This is a genomic window from Paenibacillus sp. sgz302190 (assembly GCF_059820445.1).
This window is the reverse complement of sequence record NZ_JBZYAO010000068.1, coordinates 1-17,647: the sequence shown is the minus strand read 5'-3', so window position 1 is coordinate 17,647 and position 17,647 is coordinate 1. Positions and strand designations below refer to the sequence as shown.

General features: G+C 42.4%; 18 protein-coding genes. All 18 read right to left on the bottom strand.

Annotation, left to right across the window (positions count from 1 at the left end; translation table 11 throughout):
* Nucleotides 1–30: 30 nt before the first annotated feature.
* Nucleotides 31–246, bottom strand: coding sequence for a hypothetical protein (locus tag AC6RNO_RS35790; RefSeq protein ID WP_488437538.1), 216 nt, complete (start codon nucleotides 244–246; stop codon nucleotides 31–33).
* Between the two features lie 39 nt (nucleotides 247–285).
* A complete protein-coding gene (locus AC6RNO_RS35785; RefSeq protein WP_474683656.1) occupies nucleotides 286–435 on the bottom strand; it encodes a hypothetical protein in 150 nt (49 codons plus the stop codon).
* Nucleotides 436–888: 453 nt separating this feature from the next.
* Nucleotides 889–1,716, bottom strand: a complete 828-nt coding sequence (locus tag AC6RNO_RS35780; RefSeq protein WP_474683655.1) for a hypothetical protein — start codon at nucleotides 1,714–1,716, stop codon at nucleotides 889–891.
* Between the two features lie 27 nt (nucleotides 1,717–1,743).
* The gene (locus AC6RNO_RS35775) at nucleotides 1,744–2,985 is read right to left on the bottom strand and encodes a hypothetical protein (RefSeq protein ID WP_497108349.1); all 1,242 of its coding nucleotides are present in this window, start codon (nucleotides 2,983–2,985) and stop codon (nucleotides 1,744–1,746) included.
* A complete protein-coding gene (locus tag AC6RNO_RS35770) occupies nucleotides 2,986–4,188 on the bottom strand; it encodes a hypothetical protein (protein ID WP_488437536.1) in 1,203 nt (400 codons plus the stop codon).
* A 27-nt stretch (nucleotides 4,189–4,215) separates the two neighbouring features.
* Nucleotides 4,216–4,800, bottom strand: coding sequence for a DL-endopeptidase inhibitor IseA family protein (locus tag AC6RNO_RS35765; protein ID WP_488437535.1), 585 nt, complete (start codon nucleotides 4,798–4,800; stop codon nucleotides 4,216–4,218).
* An 18-nt stretch (nucleotides 4,801–4,818) separates the two neighbouring features.
* Nucleotides 4,819–6,594 carry a PAAR-like protein gene (locus AC6RNO_RS35760; protein ID WP_497108348.1) on the bottom strand — a complete coding sequence of 592 codons (1,776 nt, stop codon included), beginning with the start codon at nucleotides 6,592–6,594 and terminating at the stop codon, nucleotides 4,819–4,821.
* 15 nt (nucleotides 6,595–6,609) lie between these two features.
* Complete coding sequence (locus AC6RNO_RS35755; RefSeq protein WP_497108347.1) at nucleotides 6,610–8,082, bottom strand: phage baseplate assembly protein V; 1,473 nt, start codon at nucleotides 8,080–8,082, stop codon at nucleotides 6,610–6,612.
* A 172-nt stretch (nucleotides 8,083–8,254) separates the two neighbouring features.
* Nucleotides 8,255–8,899 carry a hypothetical protein gene (locus AC6RNO_RS35750; protein ID WP_474683647.1) on the bottom strand — a complete coding sequence of 215 codons (645 nt, stop codon included), beginning with the start codon at nucleotides 8,897–8,899 and terminating at the stop codon, nucleotides 8,255–8,257.
* Between the two features lie 55 nt (nucleotides 8,900–8,954).
* Nucleotides 8,955–11,726 (bottom strand): NlpC/P60 family protein, encoded by a 2,772-nt coding sequence (locus AC6RNO_RS35745; protein WP_497108346.1) that lies wholly within the window; start codon nucleotides 11,724–11,726, stop codon nucleotides 8,955–8,957.
* A 27-nt stretch (nucleotides 11,727–11,753) separates the two neighbouring features.
* A complete protein-coding gene (locus tag AC6RNO_RS35740; RefSeq protein ID WP_497108345.1) occupies nucleotides 11,754–12,278 on the bottom strand; it encodes a hypothetical protein in 525 nt (174 codons plus the stop codon).
* Between the two features lie 22 nt (nucleotides 12,279–12,300).
* Complete coding sequence (locus tag AC6RNO_RS35735) at nucleotides 12,301–12,930, bottom strand: hypothetical protein (RefSeq protein WP_497108344.1); 630 nt, start codon at nucleotides 12,928–12,930, stop codon at nucleotides 12,301–12,303.
* A gap of 484 nt (nucleotides 12,931–13,414) precedes the next feature.
* On the bottom strand, nucleotides 13,415–13,813 hold the full coding sequence (cdiI, locus tag AC6RNO_RS35730; RefSeq protein ID WP_497108343.1) for a ribonuclease toxin immunity protein CdiI: 399 nt from the start codon (nucleotides 13,811–13,813) through the stop codon (nucleotides 13,415–13,417).
* Between the two features lie 7 nt (nucleotides 13,814–13,820).
* Nucleotides 13,821–14,498 (bottom strand): EndoU domain-containing protein, encoded by a 678-nt coding sequence (locus AC6RNO_RS35725; RefSeq protein ID WP_497108342.1) that lies wholly within the window; start codon nucleotides 14,496–14,498, stop codon nucleotides 13,821–13,823.
* A gap of 366 nt (nucleotides 14,499–14,864) precedes the next feature.
* Nucleotides 14,865–15,293 (bottom strand): SMI1/KNR4 family protein, encoded by a 429-nt coding sequence (locus AC6RNO_RS35720; RefSeq protein ID WP_497108341.1) that lies wholly within the window; start codon nucleotides 15,291–15,293, stop codon nucleotides 14,865–14,867.
* 1 nt (nucleotide 15,294) lies between these two features.
* Nucleotides 15,295–15,618: an HNH/ENDO VII family nuclease gene (locus AC6RNO_RS35715; RefSeq protein WP_497108340.1), complete on the bottom strand. Its 324-nt coding sequence runs from the start codon at nucleotides 15,616–15,618 to the stop codon at nucleotides 15,295–15,297.
* Between the two features lie 238 nt (nucleotides 15,619–15,856).
* Nucleotides 15,857–16,552: an Imm3 family immunity protein gene (locus AC6RNO_RS35710; protein ID WP_497108339.1), complete on the bottom strand. Its 696-nt coding sequence runs from the start codon at nucleotides 16,550–16,552 to the stop codon at nucleotides 15,857–15,859.
* A 19-nt stretch (nucleotides 16,553–16,571) separates the two neighbouring features.
* Nucleotides 16,572–17,189: a deaminase domain-containing protein gene (locus AC6RNO_RS35705; protein ID WP_497108350.1), complete on the bottom strand. Its 618-nt coding sequence runs from the start codon at nucleotides 17,187–17,189 to the stop codon at nucleotides 16,572–16,574.
* Nucleotides 17,190–17,647: the final 458 nt, after the last annotated feature.

The window sequence follows — 17,647 nt, the reverse complement described above, 5'->3', positions numbered from 1 at the left end:
CAGTATTTTCTCGTCGGTATATTCCATACATCATACTCCTTCCCCGGGCGGTTTCCAGCCCCTTCGAATCAACTGCCGCTTGCGCTTTTCAAAAAATGCTGTAGCTTGCTGGCACGCATCCGTACCTATCCTTTCGCGCAGCAGCGCAATCGCCTCTTCCATGTCTACGAGATCGACAGGCGCAGCCAGGCTTCTTCCGGCGCCCTTCACAATAAACCGCCCTCCGAAGAAACGGCTGTAGCCCACTTCCGCAATCTCTTGCAGTTCTGTGGTTCGTACACCGTATCAACGATAGGCATTCAGCGCCTTTTCCGAGACGATAACCTTAGGAAAAGTGACATGTACGGTCAAAATAAAGTAAAGCGCCGTACATATGACCCCGATCAGCAGCATGAACGCCGCATCTTCCGGTTCGTTCTCCACCAACATCTGCATGACCAATACACTGATACCGAGACACAGCCCTAAATAACTGAACAGCTAAATGCCCCGACTAAGCTTTAGCACCAGTTCTTCGCGCTTTCTTAAAACGGGCGTCCGGCTACGAAGCATGCAACCTTGGCTACCAAAAACACATTCATTGTACTGCCTCCTGTTTTAAAAAATATGAGTACAAATTCGACCTCCCTAAAAGGGACTTAGTTATTAGAGTTCCATAAGAACTCGAAGTTTGAATCCGCTGCCTGTTTTCTCAAAATCCCCCCTTTGTCCTTGGTTTTATTTGATACATTGCATGAACTGAATACAATCAAAAAACAAAGTAGCAATATGAAACTAGTATTTTCTTATGGTTCGTACATACTCAACTTCTCATTCTCGCTTCTACGGATATTGGTTACAGTCTACCTTCTTTAAATGACATTATTTTCTAATTTTACTATTATATTCTTATTTGTTACTAATTTCTTTAGTTGCAACAGCTGCCTTTTTAAATTGATTTATCTCATATAACTCTGCTTCGGAATTATTGATCTCATACAGTTTACCCACTAGACCACTCTGGGTGCTGCTCTCTACACTTGCATTGATTTTCCATGTTATCCCATTCCCTTCAATTACCACTTTCGTTTCATAATCTATATCCCGATAATTTCGAATGTAATACTTGTATACACCTTTAGGGTATATACTATCGTCCTTTAGCTCATCCACGATTGACCGTTCGATGGCTTCAATAACCCTTTTTCTCTCAGAAGTCAAAGCCGGGTATTCAGGTTGATAAGCATTTTTTATCTTTAATTGAGTGGTTTTTACTAACTGGTACTTTTCTTTCTCAACGAGAGATTTAAGTTGCTCTGTGTTTGGAGCTAATCTGAAATTAGTGATTTCATTAGTGTAGCCTTTCTTGGATGACCAAAATTCTACTGCCACATAAACTTTAGTTGTTGTAGGCTGTTCGAATAAAACCATCATATCCTTATTGCCTACGGAACTTTGATATATGGAAATTGGAGTAATCTGATTTTCAAAAGCACTAAAGTACGAATATTTCCCTTTATACCAAATATCGTCATTAATAGCTGTACGAATAACTTCCAAAAACGGATCACTTTCTTGAACGTTACTGTCTTGCGAAATAGACTCTCGATTAGTTTGTTTTTGTGAATCATTTTCTGTCATGACGGGGGAAGTAATATTCTTATTACATGCCGCATTTATTATTAAAATTGCTACCCCTGAGAAAATGATAAAGATAATTTTGCATACTCTTTTCATTCTGCACCCCGAATTTGAAGTTCGAAATTAAATTCGTTGACTATCATAATTAAAATAGGTGTTATCACCAAAAGTCTTAATATCTTTAATGCTATTCCACTTTCCATCTGCTAATAACTGAACCTGACCATTATCTAAGATTCGAACATGCTTAGGGTCAGGAACAGGATTAAACCAACTAGAAGTTCTAAAGTACATTCCTGCACCAATTTTATTAGGAATTTCATTCGTTCTTCCATCTATTATTAAGCTTGCGATAAAAACTGCTTTTTTCCATGCATTCAAATTTCCAGATTTTTTAAGTGGATCTCTCGCTAAATTAGTATCAACGGCTCCCCCCGTTACAGCTGCGTATTGTCCCGGTGCTAAAACTACTTCTTTGTATGTTTGTGTTCCTGACATCTTTCTATTAATAATAGTCCACGCAACAGATTCCTGACCAAAATCGGTTTCACCGCTGCAACATTCTCCAAAAATTGTTCGTGCTAGTATATCTTTTTCTTCAAGATTCATTAAATCGTTTTTTGATTCTACCTTATTTCCCACTCCAGAAACATCCACATTACCGTAGAGTGTTTCGCCAATACTTTCGCCTTTACTTGCAATGTCAGCATGCTGTGCTTGTTGTGTTTGCTTAATCTGATTTTCCGAAGCAAATTCTTGTTTCTGAGGCGTCGTATTTTTCGTTATTATATCCTTAGCGTCCTTGCTATACTGCATTTTCGCCGACTTAATAATAGCCTCTCTCTCAGCCATCTGGCTGAAATCCTTTCCTTCTACGATCCATTTATCATTCGCGGCATACCACTTCGCCGTTAAATCGTTCAACGTTTTCGCATCTTCCGGAGACTTTTGCTTGATTCTATCTATTTCTATCAACTTGTCCCGGATTCCCTGTCCCGCTTCACCTGCTGCCCGCATGACCTTTACATTTCCTACCTCGTTCGCTTCCATCCACCGCTGCGTCTCTTTCTGCATTTGTTGCTGTGCCCATTCCGGCATTTCGGCCATCTGTTTCAGTTTCTCTCTAAGGCCGTTAGCCAATGCCCTTGCCTGATTCATACTTACCTGATCTCCGCTTGCTTCAGCGATATACCAAGCTTCCTTGTATTTCTTGATCCATTCCTTCGCCCAATCCGGGTAAGTGATGCCTAGTTCCTTCTGCTCTTCCTCATAATCGTACTCTTCCGCTTTTCTACGAGCGTTCGCCGCGGCCAATTTTTTTAGCATGGGACTATCTTCAAACTTCGGTTCTTTCCATTTGATCATCTACTTCACTCCTCCATTCAGAATAAACGGGACTTTGTTATAGGGTTGGAATAAAATCACTCTGTTTGTGTGCCCCTTACTTTCATAAACCCAAAGGTCATCTACATTACCTGTTAATTCCACACTATTAAAATGAGACCAATCTTCCTCTTTGATGGTGTATAAGACGTACCTGTCTTTCTGCTTGGCAAGGAGATGCAGAAACTGGCCATTGGAATTTTTCACTATTTTTCTAATGGTGCCTTCAATTCCAAAGCTGGAAATATGCCTCTCATAAATAACCTTATTCTCTGAAAGACTAATTTTTCGCAATAATTGCTTTTGTTGGTCAATTTGAAACAAATATACGAGTTCTTTTTGTGCCTTAGTATCCTGATTTATGGTCTTGCTGTACCCCGAAATATTTAACCATTGCCCATAATTACCTATAAATTGAATATGCTTTTCGCTGAAAGCCCGGCTCATGCCTAGTAAGTATACATTGTTGGCGTCATCTCTAACCATTGCAAAAGGATTCTTTGCCCGATCGATGTAACCTAACAATAGATGATATTGTTCGAGCGGAGTAGAAGGCCTTACTTTGTATAAAGCAGATTTGTATACATAGCCCATGGGAGCATCTGTCCTACTTTGACCATCAAACCATATATCCAAAAAGTATTGATTCGCGGGATCTATGATTTGAAATTTTGCCCCCGAAACTCTCATGAGTTGGCTGCGATCACTTAAATCTTCAGGCAATTTATAGTACATGATATGATCAGTTGGTATTTTCTCAGTCTCCTGTGATAATTTCATCAAAAGCAGAATCGGCTTATCCTTATATCGACATAAACCTAATGCTATCGTACCCTCAGAATAGTAATTGCCTGCAAAGCAACTGGCGTTTACCTTCTCTAACTCTTCTTGTTTAAGCTTTACGTTCTGCAATTGATTAGGAACGGCTTCTTCGATCATGACTTCAAATTCGCGGAAATTGTAAAAATTGGATACAAAGGATCCTTCTTTATGATCCCTGACTTCAATTTCCTGATCAGATCTGGAAACAACAATACTTTCGTTATTCTCCGTCTGATCCTTCTCATTTAATTGCGGCACGTTGGTTGACATGGTTTCCTGGGAAGGTGATAAGACAGGATGATCAGATACGTTCGTGCAGGCTCCTAATAATATTAACAACAAACTCATAACAACTATTTTCAATAGATCCTCTCCAATCCCGCTATTCAATTATGGGATCACATTTAATTTCCATGTGCCCCTCTCATAGACGCATTCAATAATATTCGAAGATCCAGAACCATCCGGTTCTTCAAACATTGGCGTCAAAAAAGTAAAAATTCTTCTATCTCTAACATCTGCCACTAATGCTGCAGTCGTACGTTTCCAATCACCCATTCTTCCTATATCGCTTTCTTCGAATGCGAGTCTATCATTTACCATGGTCACACCGTGTGATTCGATTAACTCCCCAACCATTTGATCCGTGAAAACTTGCCCAAGCTTTGCTTTTATTTTTTCGATACTATTCATATCGCTACAAAAATAACTGTAATATTTCCCTTTGACAATCACAGACTCGTTCCCTTGCTGATCCCTGCATCCATTATCGCCATACCAGAATCCTAAAAATGCAGAATGAGCTTGTACATAAAGTTCGACAGCCTCTTTCTCTTCGAGCGGCCTAATCGCATGACTGCTTATATTCATAGATTCGCCTTGTTGGCTCACTTCACTTTGTAAACCTTGCACGGATTCATAAGGGCTTAGTAAGAGCAATCCCATAAATATTAGCAAGATATGTTTGATCTGCACATTTCCCCTCCTCTCATACTAATCTTTCTTTTTCATGATTCTATAATTTGAGATTGGGGCTCGCCCATAGTACTGCGCATGATCTAACGTCGTTCGCACTCCATCGTAAGGATCAATGATGTGAATCTCAGATGCATTTGTTGGGATTCCGGAATAACCAACAGCCACAACAAAGTGTGTTAATTCATCGGGCAGATTAAGATGAATGATCGCAGGTACTCTCTGATCTATATAATTTTTTACTACACTAAATATATTTTTCTCCGAGCAATCGATCCTTGAATAACTAAAACCAAATGATGAAGCAACCTCCGCAAACTTTAAATTATATTTTTTCTTTTCCATACTATCAACATATTTTTCAACTTCGCGATAGTTGGTCTGTGCTCCATAATAATTCAAAACCATTGTTACTGATGCAATCGCACAACCCTGTTTATTAAAATCATTTTGATTTACTGGTTGTAAGGACAAATCATTTGTAGAGAGGATTTCAGGATCTATTATTTTGTTGTTGCTTCTATCTTGACTCACCTCACTCCCCCGCTTAAACTCCGCATAACCCCATTCTGCTTCCTTACGGTTTCCATATAGGATACTATCTACAAAAAACAGCCGGTCGTTTGCCCATTTGTTATCTCCCTGCTTTGTCAACAGGTACAAATACTGCGCCTCATTCTCCCATTCGTTTATATCGTAAAATCCGTTCCAAGCCCTTCCCTGGTTGTTGGCGTATTTCGAATCAACCCGGCTCCGTTCGTAGGCAACGATCCGCTTGGCTTCTTCAAGACTGTGATCCTCGGTGATCGTTCCTCCGAGCTTGAGGGCTGCTTGCGCTAATTCCACCGCCTGTGCTTTCTTATCCTTATCCCCTGCTTTGTCCGCTTCCTCCCATTTGCATTTGGCCATATACAGGTATTCATTGGCTACCATTCGCTGAGCCGTCTCCAAATCATCATCCAGCCTAATCGTACCACCCATGCTGCGGCCGATGCGCGCCAGTTCCTTCGCTTCCACTATGTTTCCCTTGGCATACAGCTTCTTCGCTTCCAAAATCTTGTCATTGCCAACCAACCGCTCTACATCCTTCAGATCATCCTCCAGCGTCACGGTTCCCATTTTTTTTCGAATTTCTTCAGCCTGTGCCTCCGCTTTGTCCCTGGGGTTTTTCCATTCTTTTTTCAAATTCAACAGCATTTCATTGGCGGCCATATTCAGCAATAGCGTCGCTTCCGCTTGTTCTTGTGCCGACGCCGGGTTTACCGTCTGTCCTTGGCCATCGTCGGTTATGCGGATCATGCCCTTATACATGCAGGTTACTATACAACAGCTTAACAAGGCTTGATCCTGTTCAACCCAAACCTCCGTTTGCTCTCCCCCTGCCCATACCATCGCGATCATCGGTGAACAAGGCATCGGTCGTAACCGGCCGTTATTGGCTTTGGTCGCTTCGGCTACGGTCGGATTATCCAGACTCGAGCAATTGCCAAAAGACAGCACATTCTGATGAGGCTTGGAATCGGCCACGTTTAACTGAGCTTTGTCGTTAATGAATACCTGTCGGTTCGCAGGTGCTTTCAACTGGCTGGTGCCACTGCCACAGGTGCAGGACAACACAGCCCCTTCCACTACATAACTTCGTTCGCTCACCCCGCCCCCTGCATCCGACGCCTCCTCATGGGTGACGATCAGCGGCGTCTTTCCGGCGTTCAGCTCTCTTTTTATATCGGCAATCCGCTGCGCGATCGTTGGTTTTTGTTCCCGCACCTGCGCTCCTGTCGTTGCCTTGGTCATGGCTCTCCCTCCCGCCTAGTTCATTTTCACCTTGGTTCCGCGTATGAGGGTTTCCCCGTCCATCTCGATCACGCTTGTTTTGCTGGCGATCCCGATCGTTTCTTTCGCCGTAATTTGCACCGTATTGCCCGCGTTCAGAATCAGATCGCCGTCAGCCTTGACCCGAATATCCTTCGTGCTGCGGATTTCAATGCCCTTTTCATCAATCAAACGAATCAGCATCTCATTGTCGTTGCCGGTAATCATGATTTCATTTTTCTCGAAAATGATCGCTTTCCGGTACTTGGTCATGAAAATTTTCACTGCGGGGTCGGCGATCATATCCCCTCCGGCATTTTTCATACGTACGGAATGCGTCACGATACCATCCTTCTCATCACCCGTCGGAAAATATATATGGACGGAATCGCCGATTTCCGGCATACAATACCAGCCCGTATTCCCTTCCGACGTATACATTGTGGCATGAGGAAACCAGGTCATTTTGTCCGGTTCCGGCTTCTTCGTTTCATCCATGTCAAAATGCACCTTTACCTGGTCTTCCTTTAGCTCCAGGACTCGCCCTTTCAAAGACACGCCTTGCAGGCTCTTATTGGTCGATCGCTTCTGCAGCAATCCGCTTTTGCTTGTCAGCACGCAATCATGCGTCCAGTCGCTTTCGAAAGTAGTGACCGATTGGTAGACATAAAGATCCAAATCCCATTCCGGTAGCATCAGCTTTATTTTTTTTCCAGGTGTATAAAACTCCTTCACTTCCGTCGTACGAACCTTATGGTAGAGCAAATTTTCTTCCTCGTCTTTGTTATTGAAATGGCCCAGCTTTCTGGTGACGGAGTAGTCATGCGCTGTCATCTCTCCGTCGATGCAATCGGCCAGCGGCAAGCCAAAATGAACATAAGGCTTGTCCAGGGTCGCCCCGACAATTAAGCCCACCCCCAATCGGGAAGCCATCCGCTTCAGAAACGCCCAGTCGGTTTCGTGATATTGCAAAGCAAGTTCTTCCAGGCACTGCCCCTCCAGATTGTCGCTGTGTCCGACATCCGCATAATGAGCTTGATGCGAATCTCTATCTTTCTTATAGTTATCCAGCACGCTTTGGAACAAATCCGCGTACGTCATCTTGAGATTTTGGAACGAACAGCTTCGAGGCTTAATATCCAATTGATAGCTAAGCGACACCGCAGATACCGTAAGGGTATAATTATTCTGCGAGGCTCGAACGCTCAGCTTGCTGATCGTACCTGAAAACAGCATAGGGGACTTGTTCTCATTGCTTTCAACACTCGCACCCGCTTCGTAATAACCGATTTCCAGCAAGCTTTCCGAATTTATGTTGTTAACGAACTTGTCTTTGTTCTCCAACGTTAACGTTCCGCTAAAATACGCTCTGGCGTGCCGGTTCATGTGTTTCACAATTTTTATGGTTTTGATCTCATATATCACGAGCTCTTCTCCGTTATATCTGATGACTGGCATATTATGGCTCATTTCGGATCGCTCCTTTGAGGTTTGGCGTTATTTCCAAAATTTAGTTAACGGTTGCCTTGCTATACTCGTCGGTTTGCGAGTAAATATACGAATAATCGGATATTACCAAGTAGAGGAAAATAGTATCCGCCATTGAGTACATGTTCCCGACTTAAATAGTTCGGGGATCGATTCATTCAGCTGCGTGAGAACCTTTTATCGGATTTTCATTTGTGATGCTTATCTTTTTAAATGTTTTCATGATATTGCTTTTTTCACGAATCATCTTTTCAAACTGTTCTGCGTCATCTTTTTTTTCTGCAATTTGAATATCATATGGAAACCCTGTAGGTGATTCTACAACAAATACATAATTGTCGATTACTCCTATTTTCCTAAACGGGTATCCTCCATCTTTCCCCGTTGTACTCGACCACTCATTCCATTCTTTTTCTGTGCCCCACCGTGATATCCCAAATAAAAATTCTTTTTCTAACGATTTATTTATAGGTAAATAATAAAAAATAGTCCTTTGATCATCTTCAATAAGAGTAAACTTACCTTTCCAATCATCAGGGAAATCGATAGAATAAGCATATTTCATGTTTTTATAGTTAAGCGTTGTTGCCTGCGAGTTCGTTTCTTGTTTATCGGCAGGTGTTATGTCACTTTTCTCTGATATCTGCTTATCATTTCCATCCGGACTCGGGCTCTGGACCAGTACAGTGGCACGATGCTCTATTCCGGCATTTTTAAATTCATATAAAGTAAAAATAAGGATCAGGGCAGCTACTGCCACTCCAATAAATAATATATACTGCCATTTTTTAATAGCCACCCACGACCACTCTCCATTAAATTAACCTTAATGCCGCCTAAACATATCTTTTAGTTTAATTATTATCAAAACCGGACAAAGGAACCTTACCTGCATTTCGTTGATTTAAGATCGTTCCATCATCTTGAATGATTCTGTTTACAGCGCAGACCTTTGTGTTGATAAAACCATATCCATCGCCCCAGTTTGCATTCAATTTGTCTTTCTTTACGTGTTGATTGGGGTCTATGTTTGTAACACTCTCGTTATCTCCCCGTTCACTAATGAAGTAATCGTCTCCAACATAAATCCCTACATGAACAGGTCTCCCTTTATTAAACCAATCAAAAAAAATCAGATCTCCTACTTTAAGGCCACTAAAATCACCTTGCTTTACCTGATCTTTGACTTTGCTTTCCTCACTGCCTCTAGTTATCTGAGCTAATGTATCTCTTCCAATATCTAAATTCGAACCAAAAACAGTCATATAAACGGATGATGAAAAGGCTGAACAATCAAGATATGGCGGGGGGTTTTCATGATCTAATTTTTGAGTATGAGCTAACGCAGTTAGAACATAAGGTATTTGCCCTTCCCAACTTTTCGCCTCTTCAACCACTTTCTCTCTCCAGTGCTTTGGCTCACTAACGCCGCTCCCCGTTCCTTGATTCGCCAAGCTATCGGAACTCTTTGCTTCCTTCCGCTCCTCCGCCTTCTTCGGCCAGGGCGCAATGCCGTTCGCTACCTGATGCACATGCATTTTCAAAAGCTCCAGCGAAGTGTACGTTCCGACCAAACCATACTTCACTGCAAAGTCATACAGGCTCTCGTTCAACTCGCTGTCATACTTGTCCTCATTGACCGGCAGGTTGTATTTGAAATCATTCGGATACATCGTCGCCAGCTTGTTCAGATTTTCCCTTGCGCCGCGGTCGCTCATGCCGTATTGATCTCTGATTCGGTCGGCTTCTTGAACGAATTCTTCCAACTGCCGTTCCGTTTCCGGGTCCTTCATCAAGCTGTTCTTTAACATCCAATATTGATCCGACAGCTCTTCCAGCCGATTCGCGCCCTTGTAGGATTCTGCCGTGTAATCGCGCATCATGCCGATGTACTTGACTTTGTCCCGCAGGGAGTTGGCTAACCCCCGATAGTAATCTTTGTCTGCTTCTTTCCCCTCTGCGTCCGCCGCGTACCACTTGTCCGTGAAATCGTTCATTTGCTTGCGCGCCCACTCAGGCATGCCGTTGACCTCGGCCAACTTTTCGCGAACGCCCCGCGCCTTCTCTTCCGCCGCATTCATACCGGCCTGATCCCCTTCCGCCTGTGCCTGGTAGTACGCGATTTTATACTGCCGCAAGAGAGGCTTAGCCCATGGAGGATATATTTCTCCCTTATTCATCTCATCTTCCAGCGACAAATAGGCTTGATACTCCGCTTGGGATAGCAGCAGCAATCGAACGGGCGACGCTTTGTAATGGCTTTCTCCCCACCCTCCGTCCAAGCGAAGGTAGCTGGACCTGCTGTTCCCGTTGATTTCGTTCGCTGCCGATATGCGAACGTTGCCTCCATACATGACCAAGTCCACGTCCGCGTTGAACGTGATATTTCCCTGACTGGCGATCTCTACACCCGTTGCTTGATCCAATCGGACGAGCATCGCATCGTCGTTCGTCGAAAGGGCCATGGCTTCGTTGCCGAAACGCATCTCCTTCTTCGTCCGGGTGCTGAAGTACTTCGTATCCGGATCGCTGATCCTGTCGCCGCTGCCTTTCCGCGGCCGCTGCCGGATAGAATGCTTAACGACCGCCTCTTCCTCCTTCGATCCGGGAAAATATAAGTTCACGGCATCGCCAAGCTCGGGCATGCAGTGCCAGCCTATGGTTCCGCCTCCCGTATAATACGTCGAATACGTGAACCATACGGCTTCCTCCCTCGGCTGCTCGACTTTGTCCACACTCAAGTGAAGTCTGACATGCTCTCCCCTGACATCAATGACTCTGCCTTCGATAGAGCCGCCAATCAGCTGGCAATTATCCACGATTTTACAGGTTAATCCCGCTTCGGGCATGAGGATATAGTCATATTTCAGGAAGCCTTTCTTCATGGTTGCGATTGATCGCGTCACTATGAGCGGCTGATTCAGGAACTTGACCTCATCGCCAATATCCAGATACCGGGTTTCCTCCACTTCATAGATCGTCAAACCTCGCCACGCAGGATGCTGGCTTGCCGTAAAATTAATACCTTCCAGCTCGCCGGCCGTTACTCCCCGAGTGATGCCCAAACTAAATCGGGGCTTGTCAGCAGTCGTGTCCGCTACCAAACCCGTTTGCAGGCGGGAAGCCGCCCTTTTCAGAAACTCCCAGTCGGTTTCCTCGTACTGCAGCAGCAATCTCCCCAACTTTTCCCCGTTCGTCCGATCGCTGCAATGAGAGCCGTTGTACCTCACAATCACTTTCCTCACCACATCGGCATACGTCATTTGACTGTTTTGAAAAGAACGGCTTTGAGGGGTTTTATCCAGCAAACACGTATACGATAAACCTTCCACTTGCATCAAGTAACTATCGCTCTCGCATGTTACCGTAATGCGTGTCGCAAGGCCTTTGAAAAGACAACGCACCACCTCCTCGTCCCCGTTCATTTCGTACACGGCCAGTTCCGTTCCGGCTTGTGCGATATACGCATAGTTCTTCTGCTGCTCTTCCGAAATTTGAGCCGTCAAACGGATGCTTCCGTGTGTATTGATCGTTTTCGTTATTTGCAAATCCGACCATTTTGTTATTTGGTAAGGACCTACGATTTTCAAATTGCCGTAAGTCACAGTTTGCTCCAACTGCTTCACCTGACCGCCTCCCTTCCGATGCTTGGCTCAACCGTTCAACTCTATGCGTATCAAATGCACGCCCAGCGGCTCCAACCTCAAGACATACTCAGCGACATCTTCATCAATGACAAAATAAGGTTCCATCACACCGGCAATTTGAAACGCTTTATAACGCCCGATCAGGGACGGGTCCAGAATCAGCTTTTTGACAGTGCCGTTATGATGCCACTGCGTCTCCGGCGCAAGGCAAGGGATCGCTTCAGGCGCCGCAAACCAGTATTTCGTTTGTTTGGATCGCTTCGGGTCCGTTAAAATGACCAATTTATATACAATCCGTTTTTCGCAACAGGCCAGCACTGCTTGGAGGCGATCCGACACCAGCGGGACGGGGCATTCTATATAATCGGGGTATTCATCCGCTCCGCGTATATCAAATTGCAGAACATCCTCCTCCAAGGCGAGGAGGTGCTCACAATAGGTCATTCTTTTCCGGGTAAAAATGGGGGACAAACCGATCGGCTCCGCGTAGTCCGCTATTCGTTTATCCTGAGACAAAAGATAATAGTCCATATGTCAACCCCCGTGAGGTACATTACAAAATCTCGCGGTAGCACAAAGTCTTCGCGCTCTCTTCACTGACGGACTTTCTATAAATCAAGTCCATCCTTCCTTTATGTTCGCCTGCATACACTTCCAGATCGTCTTCGCACGCAATGTGTTGAAATTCCGGCAATTGTACAGCCAGCGGCAGCGCATATTGCGCCAGACGAGTGACATAACGCGTCATTTCAGTTGCTTTTTGCAGCTTGATTAGCTCGATGTCAGTCTCCCAAATTTTGTTCATATAAAGCCGGCTTTTCGCCCGCCATTCTGATTCCATTTGCTCCAGCCGTCCGAAAATCCAGCTGGAATCGTAGACTGCCCGGCAAGGCCGGCAATCAAAAAACCAATCCCGGTCATAGGCATGAATGGGATGCACGTATTTTTTTTCTAATACATAAGTGCGGCGCATGGAGTACGTGATGTACCCGATTTTGCCCTTTTCACCAGCAGATTGTTGCTGATGTATGAGGATGCAGATCTCGCGAAAAGACTGAATGAACGACTCAGCCAACTCATCCTTGCAGGCGTTAAAATAGCGTTCAAGTTCACCAAACTGCTCATCGCAAGCGGGTTGGACGTAAGTGTTATAAAAATGCTGCAACGCTTCTTGTCTGGTCATCCAGTCGCTCCTTCAAAGATAGTCCTAAAAAAGGCTACAAACGGGCCGATAACCTGAATCGTGGCGCGCCTTATGGGGAATATGATGATAGATTCATTAGGAATGGGTAACTTACTAACGCTAAAAGTCTGCTCCCCAATTTTCTTTAGTTGCAATGAAATTTATCTGGTTAGTGAGGCATGGAAGTATTCTTCTATTGAATTTGCTAGTTTCATCCTTGCCCGTCCGCTTAATGGGCAGTGCGTGGTGTGAAGGATGGCTTTATAAAAACAGGTCAATCACGGTGGGTATCTGACCATAATCAACCTGTTCAATGTAACGCCAAAGCGTTATTTAGGATATATAATTCAAGCATTGATGTACATACAAACTATAAATGATTTACTCGTCACTTGGTGAGGTATGTTTGCCAACTATCATCGTAATAGATTTCTGAATTTCATTAAATTATGTATAGATTCTAAGCACTGATTTAAGTTCTCACCTATTCTACCCCATATTTATTTTTAATTTGAACTATATATTTGTTTGCTTCTTCTGCCTTTTCTTTATTTCTATCCATAAAAAAATCACATGCTACTTGTAAATAATCACATAACTCATTATATGAAACAATATCATGCCAATTATCATCTACTCCATAATAAAATAGAACCTTGTTTTCCCCAAAATAACCCTCATCCCCAATTTCAAATTCATCTGAATATACTACACCAATAGTGTCTCTTCTCACTAAATATTCATTCAGAAATCCTTTTAAAATTTCTACAAAATCATACTCAAATACAAACTGTACTAAAACGGTTGAAATATAACTTTTCTCTAAATTATGATACTTAAATAGATTTCTTAACATTTGGCGTTCTTCTGTATAATTACTCAATGTTTAATCACATCCCACTACTAAAATGTAGAACAGGCCAAAAATTTTCTATTTCACCTGTTTCTATATTTCTTATTCCCTCAAATTTTAATCCATTGCTTGCAGTTCCTCGAATCATTTCTTTATTCTGAGCCTCAAGATTTTCAATCTGTCGTCTACTGATTCCATCTGACATTGCCTCTTTCCCAAATTTTATTAGATCTTCATTAGATATAATATTCGGGTCATATATCGTTTTTTTATGAGGAGGTTTATCTTCTTTGGGTATATACTTATACTGACCAGTACCTATCCCTCGATAATCTTTTACTTCAACCTTCATTCTATATTCCAAATCATAAATTCCATTAATGTAAGGATGTGCTAATTTATTCACCTCTTCTAACGAATATTTTCCACTATCTGGAGGCTTCTCAGGTGGGTTCTCCCTATTCGGAGGTATATCAGATTTATTCGCATTTGGGGAAACTTCTTTAGGAACTTCACCCGTCCCCTTGGAGCCCGAACCACCTCCACCCTTTCCATGGCTGATTGAATCGCCTTCGCTTTTCATATAATTCGATATTTTCCCCGTTGCGTCCTGAAAGAGTTCTCTTAACGTTGTTGTTTCAGGTATACTTCCAAACACTCCTGCCTTCTGCGGCGCAAACGGGTTAATAAATTCTGCATCCAAAATCTTATTCATTCCCTGGGTAAGCTTCGCGTAACTTTTACCCAGGGTAGTGCCCTCTTTACTCAGCAATTGTACAAACTGATCGGATTTTACGCTTATACTTGCAACTCTGTCATCTGCATCGACTTCGTGCCACTCAGCACCAACTTTTCAGCTTGCATGGCCCTGGATGCTGCTCCTGCCTCCATGGTGGTAACTGACCATAATCAACCTGTTCGATGCAACGGAATAGCGTTATTTAGGTTGTAAAATTAAAGCATCTTATGTGGGTACAACCGAAATGGAGAAATCTTCATTTGGGTATTACATGGGTTATATGTGTTACTTATTGAATGATAGATTTGTTCGGCACTGGGTAGCCCCCACCGATACTCAATCTTAGCAGTTAAAATATTCAACTAAAAAATCATAGAAGCTTGACCAAGTTTCTTTCAACTCACCTCTCTTTAACAACTCATCTCCACCTTCAAAATTCACCTTGTACACTCTATCTGTATTAGTATCGAGGACAAGCACAGCATTGGCTGACATCTCACTAAGTACGAGATACTGTTTTGGAAATTCATGTTCTTTACGAGAAATCATGGTGTAGGATTCTATTGTATTATTATCTTCAACAATATCTAACAACTCAAAAGGAACAAATTCTTCCCAAAAAGATCCAGTATATTTACTATAAAACTCAAAAAAAGTTTCTGATACATTTACACCCAAACGGTTTATCGCCTCTTGTACTTCGCCTTTATTTTGACGTTCATATGTTTCTTCCGCAAGAATATCTTCAAGCCCGTCAGGAAGATTAGCCAAATTAATTACCTCCTAATTCGTTAATTCCTCTTCGTTTCCAATAATTTATTGAATCTACTTTTTGAAAGGCTTCTCTCGTCGCTTCATCCATAGGGTAAAAAGGATTAAGTTTTCCCTTATACGGATGCAATGGTGCTCTTTTGGCGTTACTAATATTGTGATACCTAGTTGATGCCTCGAATAACGGTCCAATTCCTTTTTGCTGTGAATGATGCAATGTTGCTACACTGCCTGCATCATCTAGTATTGGGGCTAGACCATGTTTTGCGGCGGCTTCTGCATTTGTTAAGCCATGCCCCTTTCTAGCACCTGTTGTTCTGACCATAATCGACCTGTTCAATGTAACGGAATAGCGTTATTTAGGTTACAAAATTCGAGCGTTGAAGTGCGTACAAACGATTTAAAGAAATTTTATACGGGTATTACATGAGTTATATGTGTTATTGCTTGAATGATGGGTTCATTCGGCATTGGGTAACCCCTCATTAAATATAGATTTGAGTCAGTATTGAACAAATTTATCTCAGTTGAGAGGTTACACAGTTTATTTTACGGACCCACTTTCAACTATTGTTTGATTTCTCCAATACTTTATTAATAAGATTTATTAACTTATCTTTTTCAACTTGAAGAAGTTGATCCTTTGTATCGTTAACATCGAAACTTTTTATTTCTGAAACGATTTCATCTGGGATTAGGTAATTTTGCGTTATGAGTATCTCCCCTAAAGTGGTATACACAATCATTTTCTCACTGAGAGTATTCTTGCAATCTCGTCCAAACCGACTTAACACACCATTTGTAATTTTTTCCGCATTCATATCAGCACTTTTAATCCTGAGAAAATATTGATTCACCTCATCTATCAATTCTTCATAGTACCATCTTGCCATACGACAAGTATCTATCGGCATTCTTTTAATATTTTCTAAAACACCGTTGTATTTGGACTGTAAATCGTCATATTGCTCCGTGGTGAGTTTTTGCTCTTGCTTAATTAATAAAAAATCTATTTGATTTAATTTCTTTAATAGATTGTCCCTTGTATTAACCAATACCCTTAATTGTTCGGAAACTATCAGTTGCCCATAAGTAGTGAGTATAATCGCTTTCTCTGTTTCACTACGAGACATTAAGCCATCAAAATCGTACAAAGTTCTTGCGATTGCTTCTACCGTGCTGAGCTTATCTTCATTTTTGTAATCTTCATAACATTCATAGAACTCGGCAATATAATCTTCGTATGATTTCTTCATCATTTATCCTCCAAGTATTAAATCACGGCTCAATTAATTTTCCGTTATTATGAATTATTTCAATTGTAATATCAGGATACTTTTCTTTAAATTTGCTGATAACCAAATTACAACTTCCACATGTATCTTTTTCCGTAAACATAGTAATTGTACCCTTCGCTTCTCTATTATCCCCAAGCTTCTTATCAATATCATTCAAGATTTTATATTCAGTATCCATATCTCTGAGAATAATATCACCTTTACCCTCATCCAAAGCGGCCTTAGTAGCAGGAAATGAAGGGTTTTCTGGGTCTAAAGAAAATTTTTCAGTTCCGGGAATTTTTTTGTTCGGATCACCAATTTTACTATGTGCAAAGAATTCTGACTGATCAAGCCCCTCAATTTCCGCTTTAACATATGCAAAATTCCCTTTATCTTTATATTTATTAGATACCCCTGATCTAGCTTCTACAACTTTGTCAATGAGATACTGTTCAGTTTCAAGATCAATAGGTCTGGCAGGAATCCAGTCATGATAAATTATTTCTCCAGTTTTGGGATCAATTGGTCTTACCTCATCAGCTACATTACCCGTCCCCTTAGAGCCTGAACCACCTCCACCCTTTCCATGGCTGACTGAATCGCCTTCGCTTTTCATATAATTCGATATTTTCCCCGTTGCTTCCTGANTGGGATCAATTGGTCTTACCTCATCAGCTACATTACCCGTCCCCTTAGAGCCTGAACCACCTCCACCCTTTCCATGGCTGACTGAATCGCCTTCGCTTTTCATATAATTCGATATTTTCCCCGTTGCTTCCTGAAAGAGTTCCCTTAGCGTTGTTGTTTCAGGTATACCTCCAAACACTCCTGCCTTCTGCGGCGCAAACGGGTTAATAAATTCTGCATCCAAAATCTTATTCATATCCTGAGCCAGCTTCGTGTAACTTTTACCCAGGGTGGTGCCCTTTTCACTCAGTGATCGTACAAACTGATCGAATCTTGCGCTTATGCTTGCAACCTCTGTCACCTGCACCGACTTCGTGCCACTCAGCACCAACTTTTCAGCTTGCATCGCCCTGGATGCTGCTCCTGCCTCGCCACCGACGAAAAAGG

Excerpts from the sequence above, each read along its gene's own strand:
- AC6RNO_RS35755 (WP_497108347.1), bottom strand. The coding sequence starts at position 8,082 with ATGAGCCATAATATGCCAGTCATCAGATATAACGGAGAAGAGCTCGTG.
- AC6RNO_RS35725 (WP_497108342.1), bottom strand. The coding sequence starts at position 14,498 with ATGAATAAGATTTTGGATGCAGAATTTATTAACCCGTTTGCGCCGCAG.
- AC6RNO_RS35740 (WP_497108345.1), bottom strand. The coding sequence starts at position 12,278 with ATGGACTATTATCTTTTGTCTCAGGATAAACGAATAGCGGACTACGCG.
- AC6RNO_RS35735 (WP_497108344.1), bottom strand. The coding sequence starts at position 12,930 with ATGACCAGACAAGAAGCGTTGCAGCATTTTTATAACACTTACGTCCAA.
- AC6RNO_RS35785 (WP_474683656.1), bottom strand. The coding sequence starts at position 435 with ATGCAGATGTTGGTGGAGAACGAACCGGAAGATGCGGCGTTCATGCTG.
- AC6RNO_RS35760 (WP_497108348.1), bottom strand. The coding sequence starts at position 6,594 with ATGACCAAGGCAACGACAGGAGCGCAGGTGCGGGAACAAAAACCAACG.
- AC6RNO_RS35710 (WP_497108339.1), bottom strand. The coding sequence starts at position 16,552 with ATGATGAAGAAATCATACGAAGATTATATTGCCGAGTTCTATGAATGT.
- AC6RNO_RS35780 (WP_474683655.1), bottom strand. The coding sequence starts at position 1,716 with ATGAAAAGAGTATGCAAAATTATCTTTATCATTTTCTCAGGGGTAGCA.
- AC6RNO_RS35775 (WP_497108349.1), bottom strand. The coding sequence starts at position 2,985 with ATGATCAAATGGAAAGAACCGAAGTTTGAAGATAGTCCCATGCTAAAA.
- AC6RNO_RS35705 (WP_497108350.1), bottom strand. The coding sequence starts at position 17,189 with ATGAAAAGCGAAGGCGATTCAGTCAGCCATGGAAAGGGTGGAGGTGGT.
- AC6RNO_RS35715 (WP_497108340.1), bottom strand. The coding sequence starts at position 15,618 with ATGGTCAGAACAACAGGTGCTAGAAAGGGGCATGGCTTAACAAATGCA.